At 69.4% G+C, this 17,829-nt stretch carries 18 protein-coding genes; 13 read left to right on the top strand and 5 right to left on the bottom strand.

Annotated elements, in window-relative coordinates:
• The first annotated feature begins 4 nt into the window (after positions 1–4).
• The 5 genes from ACSYDW_RS04570 to ACSYDW_RS04550 all read left to right on the top strand — a co-directional run bounded on the left by ACSYDW_RS04570 (position 5) and on the right by ACSYDW_RS04550 (position 4,912).
• A complete protein-coding gene (locus ACSYDW_RS04570; RefSeq protein WP_438337524.1) occupies positions 5–1,186 on the top strand; it encodes an NAD(P)/FAD-dependent oxidoreductase in 1,182 nt (393 codons plus the stop codon).
• Complete coding sequence (locus ACSYDW_RS04565) at positions 1,183–1,461, top strand: (2Fe-2S)-binding protein (protein ID WP_438337523.1); 279 nt, start codon at positions 1,183–1,185, stop codon at positions 1,459–1,461. The genes ACSYDW_RS04570 and ACSYDW_RS04565 overlap by 4 nt, the downstream gene beginning before the upstream one ends.
• The gene (locus ACSYDW_RS04560) at positions 1,458–2,909 is read left to right on the top strand and encodes an FAD-dependent oxidoreductase (RefSeq protein ID WP_438337522.1); all 1,452 of its coding nucleotides are present in this window, start codon (positions 1,458–1,460) and stop codon (positions 2,907–2,909) included. Before ACSYDW_RS04565 ends, ACSYDW_RS04560 begins: the two co-directional genes overlap by 4 nt.
• A gap of 79 nt (positions 2,910–2,988) precedes the next feature.
• The gene (locus ACSYDW_RS04555; RefSeq protein ID WP_438337521.1) at positions 2,989–4,452 is read left to right on the top strand and encodes an aldehyde dehydrogenase (NADP(+)); all 1,464 of its coding nucleotides are present in this window, start codon (positions 2,989–2,991) and stop codon (positions 4,450–4,452) included.
• 49 nt (positions 4,453–4,501) lie between these two features.
• Positions 4,502–4,912 carry a hypothetical protein gene (locus ACSYDW_RS04550; protein ID WP_438337520.1) on the top strand — a complete coding sequence of 137 codons (411 nt, stop codon included), beginning with the start codon at positions 4,502–4,504 and terminating at the stop codon, positions 4,910–4,912.
• On the opposite strand, the gene ACSYDW_RS04545 is transcribed toward ACSYDW_RS04550, so the two are convergent.
• Positions 4,909–6,009, bottom strand: coding sequence for a PQQ-dependent sugar dehydrogenase (locus ACSYDW_RS04545; protein ID WP_438337519.1), 1,101 nt, complete (start codon positions 6,007–6,009; stop codon positions 4,909–4,911). The genes ACSYDW_RS04550 and ACSYDW_RS04545 overlap by 4 nt on opposite strands.
• A 177-nt stretch (positions 6,010–6,186) precedes the next feature.
• On the opposite strand from ACSYDW_RS04545, the gene ACSYDW_RS04540 reads away from it, so the two are divergent.
• Both ACSYDW_RS04540 and ACSYDW_RS04535 read left to right on the top strand, forming a co-directional pair.
• A complete protein-coding gene (locus tag ACSYDW_RS04540) occupies positions 6,187–6,525 on the top strand; it encodes a bifunctional 3-phenylpropionate/cinnamic acid dioxygenase ferredoxin subunit (RefSeq protein ID WP_438337518.1) in 339 nt (112 codons plus the stop codon).
• Positions 6,526–6,580: 55 nt separating this feature from the next.
• The gene (locus ACSYDW_RS04535) at positions 6,581–7,804 is read left to right on the top strand and encodes an NAD(P)/FAD-dependent oxidoreductase (RefSeq protein ID WP_438337517.1); all 1,224 of its coding nucleotides are present in this window, start codon (positions 6,581–6,583) and stop codon (positions 7,802–7,804) included.
• Here the strand turns inward: ACSYDW_RS04535 and ACSYDW_RS04530 are convergent.
• Entirely contained in the window at positions 7,801–8,676 is an 876-nt protein-coding gene (locus ACSYDW_RS04530; protein ID WP_438337516.1) for a hypothetical protein, read from the bottom strand. The two genes, ACSYDW_RS04535 and ACSYDW_RS04530, sit on opposite strands and share 4 nt — an antisense overlap.
• 200 nt (positions 8,677–8,876) lie before the next feature.
• Between ACSYDW_RS04530 and ACSYDW_RS04525 the strand changes: the two genes are divergently transcribed.
• The 3 genes from ACSYDW_RS04525 to ACSYDW_RS04515 all read left to right on the top strand — a co-directional run bounded on the left by ACSYDW_RS04525 (position 8,877) and on the right by ACSYDW_RS04515 (position 11,330).
• Positions 8,877–10,139, top strand: coding sequence for an MFS transporter (locus ACSYDW_RS04525; RefSeq protein ID WP_438337515.1), 1,263 nt, complete (start codon positions 8,877–8,879; stop codon positions 10,137–10,139).
• A 140-nt stretch (positions 10,140–10,279) separates the two neighbouring features.
• Positions 10,280–10,732, top strand: coding sequence for a DedA family protein (locus ACSYDW_RS04520; RefSeq protein WP_438337514.1), 453 nt, complete (start codon positions 10,280–10,282; stop codon positions 10,730–10,732).
• Between the two features lie 103 nt (positions 10,733–10,835).
• Positions 10,836–11,330, top strand: coding sequence for an Lrp/AsnC family transcriptional regulator (locus tag ACSYDW_RS04515; protein WP_438337513.1), 495 nt, complete (start codon positions 10,836–10,838; stop codon positions 11,328–11,330).
• A 20-nt stretch (positions 11,331–11,350) separates the two neighbouring features.
• On the opposite strand, the gene ACSYDW_RS04510 is transcribed toward ACSYDW_RS04515, so the two are convergent.
• Complete coding sequence (locus tag ACSYDW_RS04510; RefSeq protein ID WP_438337512.1) at positions 11,351–12,808, bottom strand: GuaB1 family IMP dehydrogenase-related protein; 1,458 nt, start codon at positions 12,806–12,808, stop codon at positions 11,351–11,353.
• Positions 12,809–13,006: 198 nt separating this feature from the next.
• Between ACSYDW_RS04510 and ACSYDW_RS04505 the strand changes: the two genes are divergently transcribed.
• The 3 genes from ACSYDW_RS04505 (at position 13,007) to ACSYDW_RS04495 (ending at position 15,689) form a co-directional block, all read left to right on the top strand.
• Positions 13,007–13,300 carry a DUF1540 domain-containing protein gene (locus tag ACSYDW_RS04505; protein ID WP_438337511.1) on the top strand — a complete coding sequence of 98 codons (294 nt, stop codon included), beginning with the start codon at positions 13,007–13,009 and terminating at the stop codon, positions 13,298–13,300.
• A gap of 321 nt (positions 13,301–13,621) precedes the next feature.
• Positions 13,622–14,839: an NRAMP family divalent metal transporter gene (locus ACSYDW_RS04500; protein ID WP_438337510.1), complete on the top strand. Its 1,218-nt coding sequence runs from the start codon at positions 13,622–13,624 to the stop codon at positions 14,837–14,839.
• A 40-nt stretch (positions 14,840–14,879) separates the two neighbouring features.
• Positions 14,880–15,689: a putative hydro-lyase gene (locus ACSYDW_RS04495; RefSeq protein ID WP_438337509.1), complete on the top strand. Its 810-nt coding sequence runs from the start codon at positions 14,880–14,882 to the stop codon at positions 15,687–15,689.
• 93 nt (positions 15,690–15,782) lie between these two features.
• On the opposite strand, the gene ACSYDW_RS04490 is transcribed toward ACSYDW_RS04495, so the two are convergent.
• Together ACSYDW_RS04490 and ACSYDW_RS04485 are read right to left on the bottom strand one after the other, a co-directional pair.
• Positions 15,783–16,775 carry an adenosine deaminase gene (locus ACSYDW_RS04490; RefSeq protein ID WP_438337508.1) on the bottom strand — a complete coding sequence of 331 codons (993 nt, stop codon included), beginning with the start codon at positions 16,773–16,775 and terminating at the stop codon, positions 15,783–15,785.
• Positions 16,772–17,761, bottom strand: coding sequence for a nucleoside hydrolase (locus ACSYDW_RS04485; protein ID WP_438337507.1), 990 nt, complete (start codon positions 17,759–17,761; stop codon positions 16,772–16,774). The genes ACSYDW_RS04490 and ACSYDW_RS04485 overlap by 4 nt, the downstream gene beginning before the upstream one ends.
• Positions 17,762–17,829: the final 68 nt, after the last annotated feature.

Here is a 17,829-nt window from a genome sequence, read left to right as displayed (position 1 = left end):
AAACATGAATGCGCCCAGCGACGTCATCGTCATCGGTGCCGGGGTCATCGGTTCGGCGATCGCCTACTTCGCCACCCGGCAGGGACTCGCCGTCACGGTGCTGGAGCGCGGACTGCCCGCCAGCGGAACCAGTTCCGCCTGCGAGGGCAACATCCTTGTCTCCGACAAGGAACTGGGCCCCGAGCTCGAGCTGACAAAGTTCTCCCTTGACACCTGGCGCGGGGACCTGGCAGAGCACGCGGCGCACTGGGAATTCGAGTCCAAGGGCGGGATCATCGTCGCTTCCCGGGAGTCCTCCCTGGCCTCGCTGGAACGCCTCACCGCGGCCCAGGCCGGCTACGGGATCGAGGTCCAACGGCTCGATGTCGCGCGCCTGCGCGAGCTGGAGCCAAACATTTCCCCCGGGGCCCTGGGCGCCGCACTGTACCCGGACGACTGCCAGGTCCAGCCGATGCTCGTCGCCGCGCACCTGCTCAAGCTGGCCCGCGCCGCCGGTGCCCGGGTGCAGACCCACACCACCGTCACCGGGTTCGTGCGCCACGGGGAAACCGTCGCCGGGGTCACGACCGACCGCGGCGAATTCCACGCACCGGCCATCGTCAACGCCGCCGGCAGCTGGGCCCAGGACCTCGCGGCGCTGGCCGGGGTCAACGTGCCTGTCAAGCCCCGCAAGGGGTTCGTCATGGTCACCGAACCGCTGCCGCCCATGGTCCACCACAAGGTGTACGCCGCCGAATACGTCGACAACGTGGGCAGCTCCGACGCCGGGCTGCAGTCCTCGCCCGTCGTGGAGGGAACCCCCGCCGGTTCCATCCTGATCGGCTCCTCCCGCGAGCGCGTCGGGTTCGACCGCAGCGTCAACACCGAGGCCCTGCGCCAGATGGCGGCCAACGCCGTGGCGCTCTTCCCGTTCCTGGAAAAAACGCGCATCATCCGCCACTACCACGGCTTCCGCCCCTACTGCCCGGACCACCTGCCGGTCATCGGGCACGACCCGCGCGCCCCGGGCCTCTGGCACGCCAGCGGCTACGAGGGCGCCGGCATCGGCCTGTCCGCCGGCACCGGGAAGCTCGTGGCCCAGGCGCTGGCCGGCCTCGACCCGGAGATGTCCCTGGCGCCCTTCGCCCCCGAACGCTTCGGCGAATTCACCCCTGCAACCAAAGCCCCACAGGAGTCCGCAGCATGAGCAAGGGCAGCAACACCCCGCCGCGGCGGATCACCGTGAGCCTCAACGCCACGCCGGTCGCCGCCGAGGCCGGCCAGAGCGTCGGCGCGGTCCTGATGGGCGAGGGCATCAAGGCCTGGCGCACCACCCGGAACCAGGGGAAGCCCCGCGGCCTCTTCTGCGGCATCGGCGCCTGCTACGACTGCCTGATCACCATCGACGGGCAACCCAACCAGCGCGCCTGCATTATCGAGGCGCGCGACTCCATGACCATCGAGGGGGACTTCGACGCATGAGCTCCCACGATGAACTTGCCTTCGATGTAGCCGTCATCGGCGCGGGCCCGGCCGGCCTGGCCGCCGCCGTTGCCGCGGCCGAACGCGGCGCCCGGGTCGTGGTGCTGGATGCCGGCGCCCAGCCCGGCGGCCAGTTCTGGCGCCACCGCCCAGAGTCCGTCGTTCCCGAGCCCGACGGCCACGGCCACCACGGTTGGAAGACCTACCTGGACCTGCGTTCGCGCTTCGACGCCGCAATCTCCCGCGGCCTGCTGCGCTACCTGCCGGGCACCCAGGTGTGGATGGTCGAACGAGAGGACGCCGGCCGCTTCGTGCTGCGCCTGACCCCCGCGACAGGCACCGCGATCGAGGCCGCAACCGTCCGCGCCGACAGGCTTGTCTCCTGCACCGGCGGCTACGACCGCCAGCTGCCGGTCCCCGGCTGGGAACTGCCCGGCGTCATGGCGGCCGGCGGAATCCAGGCGTTCATCAAGGCCAACGGCACCCTGCCGGGCAGGCGCTTCGTGGTGGCCGGCACCGGGCCCTTCCTGCTGCCGGTGGCCGCAAACATCGCCGAGGCCGGCGGCAAGGTTCTCGCCGTGTGCGAATCCGCCTCGCTGGCCAACTGGCTCCCGCACCTGGGCGCCGCGAGCGGCGTCCCGGGCAAGGCGCTCGAGGGCGCGGAATACGCGGGCGTCTTCGCCAAGCACCGCATCCGCTACCGCACCCGCACGGTGGTCACCGAGGTGCTGGGGGAGACCAGCGCATCCTCGGTGCGCATCGCCAAGGTCGACGCGGACGGCGCCGTCATCGCCGGGACCGAACAGCTGCTTCAGGACGTGGACGTCGTCGGCTTCGGCTGGGGCTTCACCCCGCAGATCGAACTCGCCGTGGCCCTGGGCGCCGCAACCCGCGTGGATGCCGACGGTTCGCTGGTCTGCACCGTTGACGCACAGCAGGCCTCCACCGTGCCCGGCCTCTACCTGGCCGGTGAAGTGACGGGCGTCGGCGGGGCCGTGCTGGCCGTGGCCGAGGGCCTCGTCGCCGGGGCCGCGGCGGCCACCGGCGAGAAGCCAAGGCCCGGAACCGCACGGCAGATCCACCGCCACCGGAAGTTCGCCGGGGCCATGCACCTGGCGCACCCGGTCCCCGAAAAGTGGGACGACCTGCTCACCGAGGACACCCTGGTGTGCCGGTGCGAGGAGGTCAGCCACGGCGAGCTCGTGCATGCCCGGGACGCCCTGGGCGCCACGGACGCGCGCACCATGAAGTCCTTCACCCGCACCGGCATGGGTTGGTGCCAGGGCAGGGTCTGCGGCTTCGCCGTCTCCTGCCTCTCCACGCAGGGGAACGACGACGCCGGTGCCGAACAAGCCTCGCTGGCGGCCTTCGCCAAGCGCCCCGTCGCCGCCCCGCCGACCCTGGGCGAGATCAGCGCGCTGGATCCCCGCCAACCCGCCGACTCCTGAAACCCCCCTCCAGGCTTTCGACCCGCGGACCACCAGCCGCGTCACCACCGACTTCCCCCGTGAAAGGACAACATCCACCATGACGACCACCACCAGCGTCACCCCGACCACCGCCACCGAGCTCGAGGAAATCCTCGTCGCCGCCCAGCAGGCAGCAGCCCCGTGGGCGGCGCTGCGCCCCTCCGAGCGCGCCGACGTGCTGGACACCGTCGCGGACGCCCTCGATGCGGCCGCCGGCACCCTCATCCCGATCGCCATGGCGGAAACCAACCTGCCGCAGGCCCGCCTCACCGGCGAGCTCAAGCGCACCACCTTCCAGCTGCGCCTCTTCGGCGAGGTGCTGCGCGACGGAGCCTACCTGGACGCACGCATCGACCACGCCGACGCGCAGTGGCCCATGGGCGCCCCGCGCCCGGACCTGCGCCGCGTGCTCGAGCCGATCGGCCCGGTGCTCGTTTTCGCGGCCAGCAACTTCCCGTTCGCCTTCTCCGTGGCAGGCGGGGACACCGCCTCCGCCTGGGCCGCGGGCAACCCCGTCATCCTCAAGGCACACTCCGGCCACCCGGAACTCTCGATCGCCACGGCCAACGCCATCGCCGGCGCGCTGGCCGCAGCAGGCATGCCGGCCGGCGTCTTCGCCCTGGTCACGGGCACGGCCGCCGGCGCCGCCGCGCTGAAGGACTCGCGCGTCAAGGCCGCGGGCTTCACCGGCTCCATCCCCGGCGGCCGCGCCCTCTTCGACATGGCCAACGCCCGCCCCGAACCGATCCCGTTCTACGGCGAGCTCGGCTCCAACAACCCCGTCTTCGTCACCGCCGCCGCTGCGGCCGAGCGCAGCGCCGCGATCGCCGCCGAGTTCGTCGCCTCCTTCACCCTGGGCGCCGGCCAGTTCTGCACCAAGCCCGGAACGATCTTCGTCCCGCGCGGTTCGGGGATCGTCGAGAGCCTGCGCGCCACGCAGCTCCCGGCCGCGACCGCGCTGCTCAACGGCCGCATCCAGGCCGGCTATGTCGAGGTGCTCCAGACCCTGCAGGGCCACGAGAAGGTCCAGGTCCTGGCCCAGGGCTCGGACCCGCTGGCCGACCCGCCGAGCCCCACCCTGCTGCTCACCGGCGCCGAGGACCTGCTGGCCCACCCCGAGTCCCTGCAGACCGAATGCTTCGGCCCGACGGCGCTGGTCGTCGAGTACACCGACGAGTCGGAACTTGTCGCCCTGGCCGAAAGCTTCGAGGGCCAGCTGACCGCCACCCTCGTGGGCACCGAGGATTGCGAGGTCGCCGAGCTGATCGAGGTGCTCTCGCGCAAGGCCGGCCGCGTGCTGTGGAACCAGTGGCCCACCGGCGTCTCCGTCACCTACGCGCAGCAGCACGGCGGCCCGTACCCGGCCACCACCTCCGTGGGCAGCACCTCGGTGGGCACGGCGGCGATCTCCCGCTTCCTGCGCCCCGTGGCCTACCAGGGCTTCCCGCAGTCACTGCTTCCCGAGGCGCTGCAGGACGCCAACCCACTGAACGTGCCGCAGCTGGTCAACGGCAAGCGCTAGCCACGGCGGTGCGCCCCGGTGCGGCGGGGCGAAGCCATATCATGTAGCTGTGCGCGAAATCCTTGAGGCCACCGGGCCTGCACTCGAACTCTTTGGCTGGATCGCCCTGGCGGGCGCCATCGCGTTCTTCGTGGTGGCGCGGGTTTCCCGCCGCGGCCTGGCCGACTGGCTGGAGGCACCCTGCGAGGTCACCGTGCTCGAGGGCCAGCCGTGCCTGGTCTGGACGAGCAGCGACGGCACGGCACACAGCCGCGCACTCGATGAGCTGGAATCCGTGCCCGGGCGAACCCCGGAGCACGTGTACTACAAGGCCGCGGCCCCGCAGCGCATCCAGCTCGAGCAGCCGCGTTCCCACGCGCGGTTCATGCTGGTGCTGGCCTGGACCATGCTCGGCCTGTGGGCACTGTGCAACGTCGTGCCGCTGGTGCTGCACCAGCTGACGATTTCCGAGCCTTCCTAGTCCTGGCGCACGGGCAGCGCGAGCGAAATGATGCGCGATCCCTCGCCCTCGTTGGTGGCGACCCACAGCTCGGTGTCCGAGACCGCAAGCACGTCGCGCAGGCGTCCCTGTCCGTCGAGGACCCGGTGGGCCTCGGGCAGCGCGCCCCGGGCGGCGGGTTCGCCGGCCGGCAGGCCCAACATCCAGAGCCGTTCCCCGCGCAGGCACGCCACGTAGGCGGCGCCCCCGGCGATCGCCACGGCGCTCGGGGAGGCCTCGGCCGTCGACTTCCACACGTGCACGGCGTCGATGAACCCCTCGAGGTGCGGTGCACCCGTTACCTGCGGCCACCCGTAGTTGCCGCCGGACTCCACCAGGTTCACCTCGTCGTTGCGGTCCGGGCCCAGCTCGCTGGCCCACAGCCGGCGTGTCGCATCCCAGGCCAGGCCCTGCACGTTGCGGTGCCCGTAGGAATAGACGGGGGACCCCGGGAACGGGTTTCCGGCCGGGATGCCCCCGTCGGGAGCCAGGCGCAGGATCTTGCCGTTCAGCCGGGCAGGGTCCTGCGCCGCCGCCGCCTCCGTGGCATCCCCGGTACCCACGTACAGCAGCCTGTCGGGGCCGAACTTGATCCGCCCGCCGTTGTGGATGTTGGCCCGGGGGATGCCGTCGATGACGGTTTCCGGCGTCCCGAGCCCGCCGCCGCCCAACTCGAAGCGGAGCACCCGGTTGTCATCCGCCGTGCTGGTGTAGGCATAGAGCCATTCCCGGCTGCCCTCCCGCAGCGTTTCGATTCCCAGCAGGCCGCCCTCGCCGCCGGGCAGCACCCCGGGGACGGTGCCAAGGGTTTCCATGGTGCCGTCGGGGGAGAGGAGCTTGACCCGGGCCGTGTCGCGTTCGGAGACCAGCGTGGAGCCATCCGCCAGCCGGGCCATCGACCACGGGGTGTCCAGTCCGCTGGCGACGACCACCGGGCGGCTCACGGGTTCCGGGGTGTTCGGTTGGGGTTTGAGCGGGTCGGAGCACGAGGAAAGCGCGGCGATCGTTCCCGCTCCGGCCAAGAGCAGGAAGGAGCGGCGCCCAACACCGATCGGCACCCCGGGCTTCACCTGCGTCATCCCCAAAGTGTAGGACGAAGCGGCACGCCCTTCCAGAGCGGGGGCGCCCTCCGGCACCCGGGCATGGACGGGCTTTGGGTCTGGCGGGCATTGCACGGGATGATGGAGTCACAAGTATCGAGTCCCCATCACCCCGTGCGGTCGGCGGCGGCGATGACACCACCAGGAGGCACCCCCGTGAGCGAAGCCATCAACATCGGTTCGGTCGACAGCATCGACGAAGGCGAAGCCATCGTCATCCCCGCCGAGGAGAACGGCACGAAGGACGACATCGCCGTCTTCCACGCCGAGGACGGGAACTTCTACGCCATCAACGACGAGTGCACGCACGAGACGGCATCGCTGGCCGACGGCTGGATCGAAGGCACCGAGGTCGAGTGCCCGGTGCACGCGGCAAAGTTCTGCCTGAAGTCCGGCGAGGCGCTGTGCCTGCCCGCCACGGTTGCCGCGCGCACGCACAAGATCCAGGTCGAGGACGGCGAACTGCTGCTCTACCCGGACACCCCGGCCGTCTAGGGCCGCGCCGCCCGCACAGGACCCAGGGCCACCACGACCAGCAGCAGAAGGACACATGCCGCACACCACGAACGTCGAATCGATCCTCATCATTGGCGGGGGACTGGCGGGCTTTGCCGTGGCCCGGAACCTGCGCACGCGCGGCTTCGAGGGAAGCCTCGACATCATCGACCCGGCGGGGATCCCCTACGACCGCCCGCCGCTGAGCAAGGCCTACCTGCTGGGCAGCACGGACGGGCCGGGCCTCGAACTGGCCCCGCGCTCGTGGTTCGCCGAGCAGCGGGTGGGGCTTGTGGCGGGAAGCGTTGCGGGCCTCCTGCTTGACCCCCTCGGGGTGCAGCTGGAGGACGGCCGCCGGATGCACGCCGACCGCCTGGTGCTGGCCACGGGGGGATCGGCACGGATGCTGCCCATCGAGGGCGGCGACCTGGGCTCGGTGCTGGCGCTGCGCACCCGCCGCGATGCCGACCTGCTGCGGGCCAGGCTCCGTCCCGGTGTCCACCTGGCCATCGTGGGTGCGGGGCTCATCGGTGCGGAGGTCGCCTCGGCCGCCGTCGAACTCGGTGCCCGCGTGACCCTTGTCGACCCTGTGGATCCGCCGCTCGTGCCGGCCGTCGGCCCCGAACTGGCCCGCCGCCTGCATGCGATGCATGCCGTGGCCGGGATCGAGACCGTCCAGGGCACGCCGGTGCGCATCACCCGGACCGGGGCCACGCACCTTGTCGAGCTATCCGACGGCCGGAGCATCGCCGGCGACGAGGTGCTCGTGGGTATCGGCATCGTGCCCAACGACGCCCTCGCTGCCGCCGCCGGCCTGCGCACGGACAACGGCGTGGTGGTGGACGGGAACCAGCAAACCAGCCACCCCGGCATCTACGCCGTGGGCGACGTGGCCCGCACGCAGACCGCGTCCGGGGACCTGTTGCGCCGCGGGGAGCACTGGGAAAACGCGTTGAACACCGGCGCGACGGCGGCCGCGGCGCTGCTCGGGGAGGAACTCCCGGTGCACGGCGCCCCGTGGTTCTGGTCGGACCGGCACGGGGTCCACGTCGAGGGCGCGGGGGACATGGGTGCCGAAGGCAGCACGGTGCTGCGCCTCGTGGACGGCGAGCCTGTTGCGGCGTTCCGCCTTGATGCCGGGGGGCGCATGCTCGGTGCCGCTGCCATCGACGGGGGCCTGACCATCCGGGCGGCCCGCCGCATCATCGACAAGGGTGTCATTGTGGATCCCGCGGCCCTCGCGGATCCCGAGGTGCCCTTGAAGAAGCTGGCCCGTTAGGCCGAACGGCCCGTGCGCCGCGGGCCCAGCCCGGACACCGTCGCCACCGAGGCGTCGGTGCCCAGCTCGGCGCGTTTCCCGGGGTTTTGCAGGTAGTGGGCCAGCGTGCGGAGCAGGGCGTCGGGATTCGACGCGAGTTCGTGGACCTGGATCAGCAACCCGCGTTCCCCCTTGGAGGCACCTGCCAGCGGAACGCCGCCGGCGCTTTCGCGCGTGCATGTCACCAGGATCCACGCCGGCCCGCGCTTGCCCAGGGGCTGCTGCCGCGGGGGATCAGCGGCTTCGACGGAAGACACGTCATTCCAGTAGACCTCGTGCATGCCCCGCGAACCGTACACCACGATGCGGCTGCGCGTGAGGTAGACCCCGGGATCCTGGGAGGTTGCGGCAATCCGGGCCATCCGCAGCCCGCGGAACATCAGCAGGACACCGCAACCGATCAAGGCGATGGCCAGCAGGATGACAAGGATCAACGGGTTGAACTTGTGCAGGAACAGGAGCCTGGCGCTGAGCGCGACGCTTGCCACCAGCACCACGACCGAGAGCCCGACCACCAGCGCGGCAAGGATCGCGGAGCTCCTGAAGATCGGGAACCAGGTCGCCGCCCGCTGTCCGGTGCTTGTCTCCACGGCCGCGGTGGTGACGGCGCTGTCGCCGGCGGGCCGCCGGAACGCGGAAACCAGGCCGATCAGCAGGCCCGCAGCGCTTGCAAGCAGGGCCGTCGAGAGCGCCACCTTTCCATGGACGGTGGCGTAGGCCCCGGCCCCGCCGAGGAAGATGACCAGCAGGAACGTGGGCAGCAGATGGTGTGCAAGATCCCAGCCGTGGTGTCTTGGAAGCCACACCAAAGGCTCGATTCCCGAATCGCTCATGTCATTAGCCTAATCCGGTGGTCCTCCAAAAGGATGAACCTTCCCTTGTCCCCGCATTGCAAGTCGCTAGTTCAATTGGAACTCGTTTAAGATGAACGCATTATGGAAACAATGCGTAAACGTGCAAAATTGCTCACCTGGCTGCTGATCGGCGCCCTGGTGCTCGGCACAGGAGCCGGCTTGCTTTCGGGGCTGGTGTGGTGAAGCCGGACGAAAGTCTGGCCGGCACCCTGCCCGAAGCCCTGCAGAACCCCACGAAGCAGGTTTCCCGAGGCTGGATCGCCTCGGTTGTGCTCGTGAACGTCGGCATCAACATTGTCATCTTCGCGCCGCTGAACGTCCTGCTGGGCCTGCAGGCGACGGCCATCGACGCAGGCAGCAAGCAGGCGATCCTGTCGCTTGTCACGGCGTGCGGCGCGGCGGTGGCGCTGGTGTCGAACCCGCTCTTCGGGGCGTTGTCGGACCGCACGGTTTCCCGGATGGGACGCCGTTCCCCGTGGATCCTTGCCGGCGCCATCCTGGGGGCGGCATCGTTGCTCCTGCTTTCGGGGGCCACGACCGTGGCCATGATGCTTGTGGGATGGTGCGCCTTGCAGGCCACCGTCAACGCGGCCTATGCGTCGGTGACGGCCGCCGTTCCGGACCGCGTCCCGTTGGCCAAGCGTGGTTCCGTCGGTGGCATGGCTGCCATGGGGCAGACCGCCGGCATCCTGCTCGGAGCGGTTGTCGGGTTCGTGATCTCGGGAAACATCGCCGTCGGCTACATCATCTGCGCCGCGGCGTTGCTGGTCTCGGTGGTTCCATACGTCATTCGGCCCAACGATCCGCAGCTGCCCAAGGACTACAGGACGCCGTTCAAGCTTGGCGAGTTCCTCAAGGGCTTCTGGGTCAACCCGGTCAAGCACCCGGACTTCGGGTGGGCCTGGCTGACCCGCCTCATGATGAACGTCGGCAACCAGATGACGATCGTCTACCTGCTGTTCTACCTCACGGATGTCATCCACCACCCGGACCCTGCCGGAGGTGTCCTCGTGCTGACCGGTACATATGCCGTCATGGTGATCATCAGCGCCGTGATCTTCGGCCCTTTGAGCGACAAGAGCGGCAAGCGCAAGATCTACGTCATCCTCGCATCGATGACAGTGGCCAGCTCGGCGCTTGTCATTGCCGTCTTCCAGACCTTCCCGGGCGCGATCGCGGGGGCCGCGGTCCTCGGCTTCGGCTTCGGCGCGTACCTGGCCGTCGACTTCGCGCTGCTGACCCAGGTCCTGCCGTCCTCCCGCGCCAGGGCCAAGGACATGGGCGTCATCAACATCGCGAACTCGCTGCCCCAGGTCATCGCCCCGGCACTGGCGTTCTTCGCCGTGACAGTCATCGGAAGCTACACGGCACTGTTCGTCGTGGCGGCGTGCATCGGCATCGCCGGCGCGCTGCTGGTTCGCAATATCCGGTCGGTTCCCTGACCCCTGCACCCCTGACCCCCGGGCGTCGACCCGAAGGCCGTCGGGCATCCGCCATGCAACCCCGTCCACCGGGTGCGCGGCGGATGTCAGATCGCTCACCAAACCACCCGATAGATTCAGCACACCGATAGGCTTTGACCATGGACTGGTTACGCGATGCACCCTTTGGCTGGGCATACGCATTCCTGTTTCTGCTGGCCATGGCGAGGGCCAACACCACGTACTGGCTCGGCCGCGGCATCGCCGCCGGCGTCAAACACACGCGGTTCCAGCATGTGCTCACCGGTTCGATCTACCAGCGCGCCGAACGGTTCATCCAGCGATGGGGGATCTTCGCGGTTCCGCTCTCCTTCATGACCGTTGGCATCCAGACCGCCGTCAACGCCAGCGCCGGGGTCGCACGCATGCCCCTGTCCAGGTACATCCCCTCGGTCATCGCCGGCTGCCTGATCTGGGCCACCATCTATTCCACAGTGGGCATGGCCGTCGTCTATGCATGGATCGCCCTGGGCTGGCAGTGGATCGTCGCCGGCGCGCTGATCGTGGCCGTGGCGACCTTCGCCTGGATCCGCTACCGCCGGCGGGACGGCTAGCCGGCACCCAAACCGCCGTTGCAACGGCGCGTTGGGGTATTTTGCGAATCTTCATCGGTACTATCGATGAAAACGGAAAATACTTGCGAAAGTCGGTAGCTCGGTGGCCATCACAGCAAAGAACTTCGGGCCGACGAATCCGGTGGAACTGGACGACATCGACCGCGGATTGCTGCGCATGCTCACCGAGAATGCGCGCCGCACCAACAACTCCCTGGCCGAGGAACTGGGCATAGCCCCCTCGACCTGCCTGGCCCGGCTCAATGCCCTGCGCGCGGCCGGAGTCATCCGCCGCTTCACCCTGGACATCGACCCCGTCGTGCTGGGCCATGCGCTCGAGGCCCTGATCTTCGTCAAGATCCGGCCCGGCGCCCGGCACCTGATGTCGAGCTTTGCCGAGGAGATGCGGGCCAAACCCGGTGTCACCCAGCTATTCTTCCTGGGCGGTGCCGACGACTTTCTGATCCACGTGGCGGTGCGGGACTCGAACGACGTGCGCCAGTTCGTCCTGGACAACCTTTCGGCGAACCCCGCAGTGGCCACCACCCAGACATCCCTGGTGTTCGAGCACAGCCAGGGCGCGGTGCCCTGGCTGTGACACGTCCGCGCGCGGCGGCCTCACCAGGAGGTGTCGCGCGCGCGTCCCTCGTCGTAGCCGGCGGCCGACTGGATGCCCACTATCGCACGGTCGCGGAACTCGGCAATGGACGAGGCCCCGGCGTAGCTGAAGGACGAGCGCACCCCGGAAATGATCGAATCGATGAGGTCCTCAACGCCGGGACGCTGCGGATCCAGGTACATCCGCGAATGCGAGATGCCTTCCTCGAACAACGCCGCCCGCGCCCGCTCGTAGGCCGACTGGTGGCGGGTGCGCTGCTGGACGGCACGCGCCGAGGCCATGCCGAAGCTTTCCTTGTAGAGCCGGCCCTGCCCGTCGCTGGCGAGGTCGCCCGCCGATTCGTAGGTCCCCGCGAACCAGGAACCGATCATCACCGAGCCGGCGCCCGCGGCCAGGGCCAGCGCGACATCGCGCGGGTACTTCACCCCGCCGTCGGCCCAGACCTCGACGCCCAGCTCCTGCGCCGCGGCGGCGCACTCGAGCACGGCCGAGAACTGCGGCCTTCCCACGCCGGTCATCATGCGCGTGGTGCACATCGCGCCGGGGCCCACCCCGACCTTCAGGATGTCCGCCCCGGCGGCCGCCAGGTCGCGGGTACCCGCGGCGGAGACCACGTTGCCGGCGGCCACGGGGATCCTGCGCCCGGTCCGCCGCGCGTGCTCGTCGCGTGCCGCAACCACGAGGGGCAGGGCCTCGACCATTTTTTCCTGGTGCCCGTGGGCGGTGTCGACGACGATGACGTCGACGCCGGCCTCGAGCAGCGCCGTGGTCTTGGCTGCCACGTCCCCGTTGATGCCCACCGCGGCGCCGACCATGAGCCGGCCTTCCGGGTCCAGGGCGGGCGAGTACATGGAGGAACGCAGCACGCCCTTGCGCGTGAGCACCCCGGCCAGGTTGTCCCCGTCGAGCACAGGCACCATGGCCAGGTGCCTGGAGGAAAGCGTCTCGAACACGGTGTCCAGGTCCGTGTCGTGGGAAACCGTGACGATTTCGGAGGTCATCACCTGGTGGACCGGGGTGAACCTGTCGACCTCCAGGCAGTCCTTCTCGGTGACGATGCCCACGGGTCGCTGCCCGTCCAGCACGACGGCGGCGCCGTGCGAGCGCTTGCCGAGCAGCGCCAGGGCGCTGGATACGCTGTCACCGGGGTTGAGGGTGATCGGGGTTTCGAACACCGGGTGTGCGCCCTTGACGCGGGAGACCATGTCCCGGAGTGCCTCCAGGGGGATGTCCTGGGGAAGGATGGTGATTCCGCCGCGGCGTGCCACGGTTTCGGCCATGCGCTTGCCGGCCACCGCCGTCATGTTGGAGACCACGAGGGGGATGGAGGTTCCCACCCGGTCCGGGGTTGTCAGGTCTACCGAGGTGCGCGATGCCACGGCGGAGCGTGAAGGCACCATGAAGGTGTCGTTGTAGGTGAGGTCGTGCGCGGGCTGGACGTCATTGAGGAATTTCACTCGATCAGGCTACAGGCACCGTGGCCCGAACGCGTGACACGCGTCACGCGGCGGACTTGCGCGACGCAGGAGCCGGACGCCGGGTGCGGGATGAATTAGGGCCGAAAACCGGCACTAATTTGTTTGGCCCCACCGGGCGTATCGTGGGTTCACGAGCGGCTCGAATTCCGCGTGGCTGCCAACCCCAGGGAGAGCATCATGACCGTTTCTGTCCCCGTCGCCGCGTGCGCCGTAGAGAATTGTTCGTTCAACGACCATTCGCATTGCGGTGCAGCGGGAATCACCATCGGCGGCAATGCCGACCATGCGCAGTGCGCAACGTTCATCGACACCGGGGTGCACGGCGGCCTGCCCAAGGTTCTGGCCTCGGTCGGTGCCTGCCAGCGCACCGAGTGCTCCCACAATGAACACCTGATGTGTGCGGCAGCGGAGGTTCGGGTCGGCCCCGGGGCCGACAACGCCGACTGCCTGACCTACGAGCACAAGTTCTAGGCCCCGCGCCACCGAAAGTCGCCGGCGTGAACCTCTGATCAGGGTGTTCACGCCGGCGACTTGCTGCGGTTCCGGGAAAGCCCGCCAGACGCGCGCCACGACGTGGCGGGCTTTTTTCGTGCCGTTGGTGCGGTGTTGCCAGCTCCGGTGCCTGGGGATTCAATGGGAGGGAGGGCGGCATCCGGCCCCGATGGGCGTGCCCCCGGTGCGCGTCAATTGTTGAACAACTCTCTTGCCATGATTGTTCAACAACATGTAATGTACCTTTCATTGCTCCCCACCGTGTGACAGCTGTCACCCGCACTCTTGATGGATGGAATCATGGCTACTCCCAGCACAAAGACGAAGCTCAGTGCTTCAGCCCGGCGCACGGCACTGCTCGGTGCCATGTTCCTCATGGCCACCAGCGCCATCGGCCCGGGCTTCATCACCCAGACCACGGAATTCACCGTCAAGATCGGGGCATCGTTCGCCTTCGCGATCGTGGTGTCGATCCTCGTGGACATCGCGGTGCAGCTCAATGTCTGGCGCATCATCGGCGTCTCGGGCCTGCGCGCCCAGGAGCTGAGCAACAAGGTCCTGCCGGGTGCCGGCTGGGTCCTGGCGGCGCTGGTCTTCATCGGCGGCATCGTCTTCAACATCGGCAACATCGCGGGCACCGGCCTGGGCATGAACGCCATGATGGGCATCGACCCCAAGATCGGCGGCGCGATTTCCGCGGCTGTGGCAATCCTGATCTTCCTCTCCAAGCGCGCCGGCATGGCCCTGGACAAGATCGTCGTCATGCTCGGCGCCATCATGATCCTGCTGATGCTCTACGTGGCAATCGTTGCCGCACCGCCGGTGGGCGAGGCGCTGAAGAACGCGGTGCTGCCGGAACAGATCGACTTCCTGATCATCACCACCCTGATCGGCGGCACCGTCGGCGGCTACATCACCTACGCCGGGGCACACCGCATGCTCGACTCGGGCGCCACGGGCATCGAGAACGTCGGGGACATCACCAAGAGCTCGATCCTGGGCATCATCGTCACCGGCATCATGCGCGTCCTGCTCTTCCTGGCCATCCTCGGCGTTGTCGCCGGCGGCGCCGTGCTGACGACCAACAACAAGGCCGCCGAGGCCTTCGGGATCGCCGCGGGCGAGATCGGCATGCGCTCCTTCGGCGTGGTGCTCTGGGCCGCCGCACTGACCTCCGTGATCGGCGCCGCGTACACCTCGGTCTCCTTCATCACCAAGTCCACGACCCCCGAGCGCACCCGCAACCTGATCACCGTCGGCTTCATCGGCGTCTGCGCCGTGATCTACCTCTTCCTGGGCCAGGCCCCGCAGACCCTGCTGATCTTCGCCGGCGCGTTCAACGGCCTGATCCTGCCCTTCGGCTTCGCGATCCTGCTCTGGGCCGCCTGGCGCCGCCGCGACCTGCTGCAGGGCTACGCCTACCCGAAGTGGCTGCTGGCCGTCGGCTTCCTGACCTGGCTGCTGACCCTGTTCCTGGGCTGGAACTCCCTGGCGGGCCTCTCCAAGCTCTGGGCCTAGCATCCCCCCGGCCCCGACCAGAACCGTGAAAGGCACCCCGATGACGCACGAAACCCCGAACGCCGTAGCGGACCGCGCCGGACTGTCCCCGGCCCGGGCCCGGGCGTTGTTCCGCGACGGGCTGGCGGTTCCGACCGCCGGGTTCTCGCGGGGCTACGCGCAGGCGAACCTGATCATCGTGCCGAGGGACCAGGCGTTCGACGTCCTGCTCTTTGCCCAGCGCAACCCCAAGTCCTGCCCGATCCTGGGCGTGCTCGACGCGGGGGAGACCAGCGGGGAGCTGCTGGCCGGCGGGGACATCCGCACCGATGTCCCGCGCTACGTGGTCTACGAGAACGGCGTGAAGGTCGCCGAACCCACCGACATTTCGGGGTACTGGCGCGATGACCTTGTCACGTTCATCGTGGGCTGCTCGTTCACTTTCGAGTCGGCGCTGATGGAGGGCGGGATCGCGGTGGCCCACATCGACCAGGGCGTGAACGTGCCCATGTTCAGGACGAACATCCGCAGCGCGTCGGCCGGCTCCATGTCCGGGCCCATGGTGGTTTCGATGCGCCCGGTCCCCGCCTCGCAGGTGGCCGACGCGGTGCGCATCACCTCCCGCTACCCGGCGGTCCACGGGGCGCCGGTGCACATCGGCAACCCGGGGGAGCTGGGCATCGCCGACCTTTCCACGCCCGACTTCGGGGACCCGGTGGAGATCCCGGAGGGCCACATCCCGGTCTTCTGGGCCTGCGGGGTCACCCCGCAGGCGGCCGTCATGGAGTCCCGCCCGGCATTGGCGATAGGCCACGCGCCCGGGCACATGCTCATCACCGACGCCCGCGACAGCAGCTACCTGGTGCCGTAGTCCAGGCCGTTTCCCGACGGGTCCCGCGACAGGCGGAAACCACCCTTGATGCGGCGGTGCCCGCCCGGCTCGACCGGGCGGGCACCGCCGTTCCTAGGCCTCCGAGGCCAGCCAGGCATCGACCTCGGCCAGCAGCGAGGCCTTCTCCGGGGCCCCGAGGAACGTGGCCTCGATCGAGTTCCGCGCCAGCACCGCCTGCTCCCCGCGGGTGAGGCCGAACTCGCCGATGACGGCGTCGAGGTTCGCATCCAGGTAGCCGCCGAAGTAGGCGGGGTCGTCCGAGTGGATGGAAACCTTCAGCCCCAGTTCCAGCATGCGCCTCAGCGGGTGGTCGGCCATGGTGTCCACGGTGCGCAGGCGGACGTTCGAGAGCGGGCAGACGGTCAGCGGCATCCGCTCCTCGACAAGGCGCTGCACCAGGCCCGCATCCTCCAGGCAGCGGATCCCGTGGTCCACGCGCTCCACCTTCAGCAGGTCCAGGGCCTGGACGATGTAGTCCGACGGGCCCTCCTCGCCGGCGTGCGCCACGACGTGCAGGCCGTTGGCGCGGGCGTAGGCGAAGACCTCCTCGAAGAGCGCCGGCGGGTAGCCGAGCTCGGAGGAGTCAAGGCCGATGCCGTCGATGGCGTGGTTCTCCAGCACCAGGGCGCGCAGGACCTCCAGGGCGGAGTCGGCCGGCGCATGGCGCCAGAAGCAGGCGATGAGCCGGTGCGTGATGCCCCAGCGCTCCTGCCCGTCCGCCAGGCCGGCACGGATCCCGGAAATGACCTCGCCCAGGCCCAGGCCGCGCTCCAGGTGGGCCTGCGGGTCGAAGAAGAGCTCGACGTGCCGCACCCCGGAGTCGTGGGCGCGCTGCAGGTAGGCGGTGGTGATGGCGCGGAAGTCCGCGGGGGTGCGCAGCACCGCCAGGTTCGCGTAGAACAGGTCCAGGAACGACTGCAGGTTGCTGAACTCGTATTGGGCCCGCAGCTCCTCCAGGGACGCCCAGGGGACCTCGACGTTGTTCTGCCGCGCCAGCTCCAGGATGGTCTCCGGCTCCAGCGTCCCTTCCAGGTGGATGTGCAATTCGGCGACGGGCAGTTTCACGCTCGTGCTCCTTCCGGTTCGGTGGCCAACGCCAGCGTGCCACGCAGGATCTCCTCGACGGCGCCCTCCTGCGCCCGGAGCACCACGCGGCAGCGCGCGCCCTCCGGCTTGGGGTGGCCCTTGTAGAGTCCGCGCAGGTCGCAAATGGTTTGCCCGCGCCCGGGCCCGTCGGTGTCGTCCACCACCACGCGCGCGTACGGTGCGCTTGTCGCCTGCACCCTGCCGATCGCGAGGGCAGCGGCCAGCGGGTCGTGCATGACCGAGCAGCGGCGGCCGAACACGCTGCGGTAGAAGTCGAAGTAGTAGCCGAGCATGTCCCCGACGGCGCGCACCGCGGGGGACCCGGAGGCGGCGAGGCGCTCCAGGTCCGCTTCCTCGAGCACGTGCTCCATCGTCACGTCCAGCGGCACCAGGACGATCTCCCAGTCCGCGGCGAAGACCTCCGCCGCCGCTTCCGGGTCGTTGTGGATGTTCGCCTCCGCGGCCGGGGTGATGTTGCCCGGGGCCAGGGCCGCGCCGCCCATGATGGTCAGCTCGCGGACCATCCCCGGCAGTTCCGGGTCAAGGCGCAGCGCCGCGGCGAGGTTGGTCAGCGGGCCTATCGCAATGACGCGCAGCCGGCCGGGGTTGGCCCGGGCCAGGCGGACCAGCATCTCGGGGGCGGATTCGGCGGCAAGCTCAGGGCCCGCGTCGGGCAGCTGGACCTCGCCGATCCCGTTGTGCCCGTGCACGTGGGGTGCGCCGCCGCCGTACGGGCGGGCCAGCGGGTCGTGGCATCCCACGGCCACCGGGATGTGCCCGTGGCTGGCCAGGGCCAGCAGGTTCCGGGTGTTGCGTGCGCCCTGCAGCGCATCGGTGTTGCCGCTGACCGAGCCGATGCCCACCAGGTTCGCCCCGGATCCGAGCAGGTAGGCCAGGGCCAGGGCATCGTCGATCCCGGTGTCGCAATCCAGGAAGACGGGGTCGTGGTCGGGGGTGGTGTTCATGCGTCGGATCCTTGGCTTGGACGTGGATATCGGCTCCAAGGATACCCGCCGTCATCAACCCGGCGGGG

Origin of the sequence: Paeniglutamicibacter selenitireducens (genome assembly GCF_051550675.1) — a bacterium.
Lineage (GTDB): Bacteria > Actinomycetota > Actinomycetes > Actinomycetales > Micrococcaceae > Paeniglutamicibacter.
This window is presented reverse-complemented; position numbering and strand designations above follow the sequence as displayed.

Coding starts and splice junctions, on each gene's coding strand:
- ACSYDW_RS04570 (WP_438337524.1), top strand. CDS start 5: ATGAATGCGCCCAGCGACGTCATCGTCATCGGTGCCGGGGTCATCGGT.
- ACSYDW_RS04565 (WP_438337523.1), top strand. CDS start 1,183: ATGAGCAAGGGCAGCAACACCCCGCCGCGGCGGATCACCGTGAGCCTC.
- ACSYDW_RS04560 (WP_438337522.1), top strand. CDS start 1,458: ATGAGCTCCCACGATGAACTTGCCTTCGATGTAGCCGTCATCGGCGCG.
- ACSYDW_RS04555 (WP_438337521.1), top strand. CDS start 2,989: ATGACGACCACCACCAGCGTCACCCCGACCACCGCCACCGAGCTCGAG.
- ACSYDW_RS04545 (WP_438337519.1), bottom strand. CDS start 6,009: ATGACGCAGGTGAAGCCCGGGGTGCCGATCGGTGTTGGGCGCCGCTCC.
- ACSYDW_RS04535 (WP_438337517.1), top strand. CDS start 6,581: ATGCCGCACACCACGAACGTCGAATCGATCCTCATCATTGGCGGGGGA.
- ACSYDW_RS04530 (WP_438337516.1), bottom strand. CDS start 8,676: ATGAGCGATTCGGGAATCGAGCCTTTGGTGTGGCTTCCAAGACACCAC.
- ACSYDW_RS04520 (WP_438337514.1), top strand. CDS start 10,280: ATGGACTGGTTACGCGATGCACCCTTTGGCTGGGCATACGCATTCCTG.
- ACSYDW_RS04505 (WP_438337511.1), top strand. CDS start 13,007: ATGACCGTTTCTGTCCCCGTCGCCGCGTGCGCCGTAGAGAATTGTTCG.
- ACSYDW_RS04500 (WP_438337510.1), top strand. CDS start 13,622: ATGGCTACTCCCAGCACAAAGACGAAGCTCAGTGCTTCAGCCCGGCGC.
- ACSYDW_RS04495 (WP_438337509.1), top strand. CDS start 14,880: ATGACGCACGAAACCCCGAACGCCGTAGCGGACCGCGCCGGACTGTCC.
- ACSYDW_RS04485 (WP_438337507.1), bottom strand. CDS start 17,761: ATGAACACCACCCCCGACCACGACCCCGTCTTCCTGGATTGCGACACC.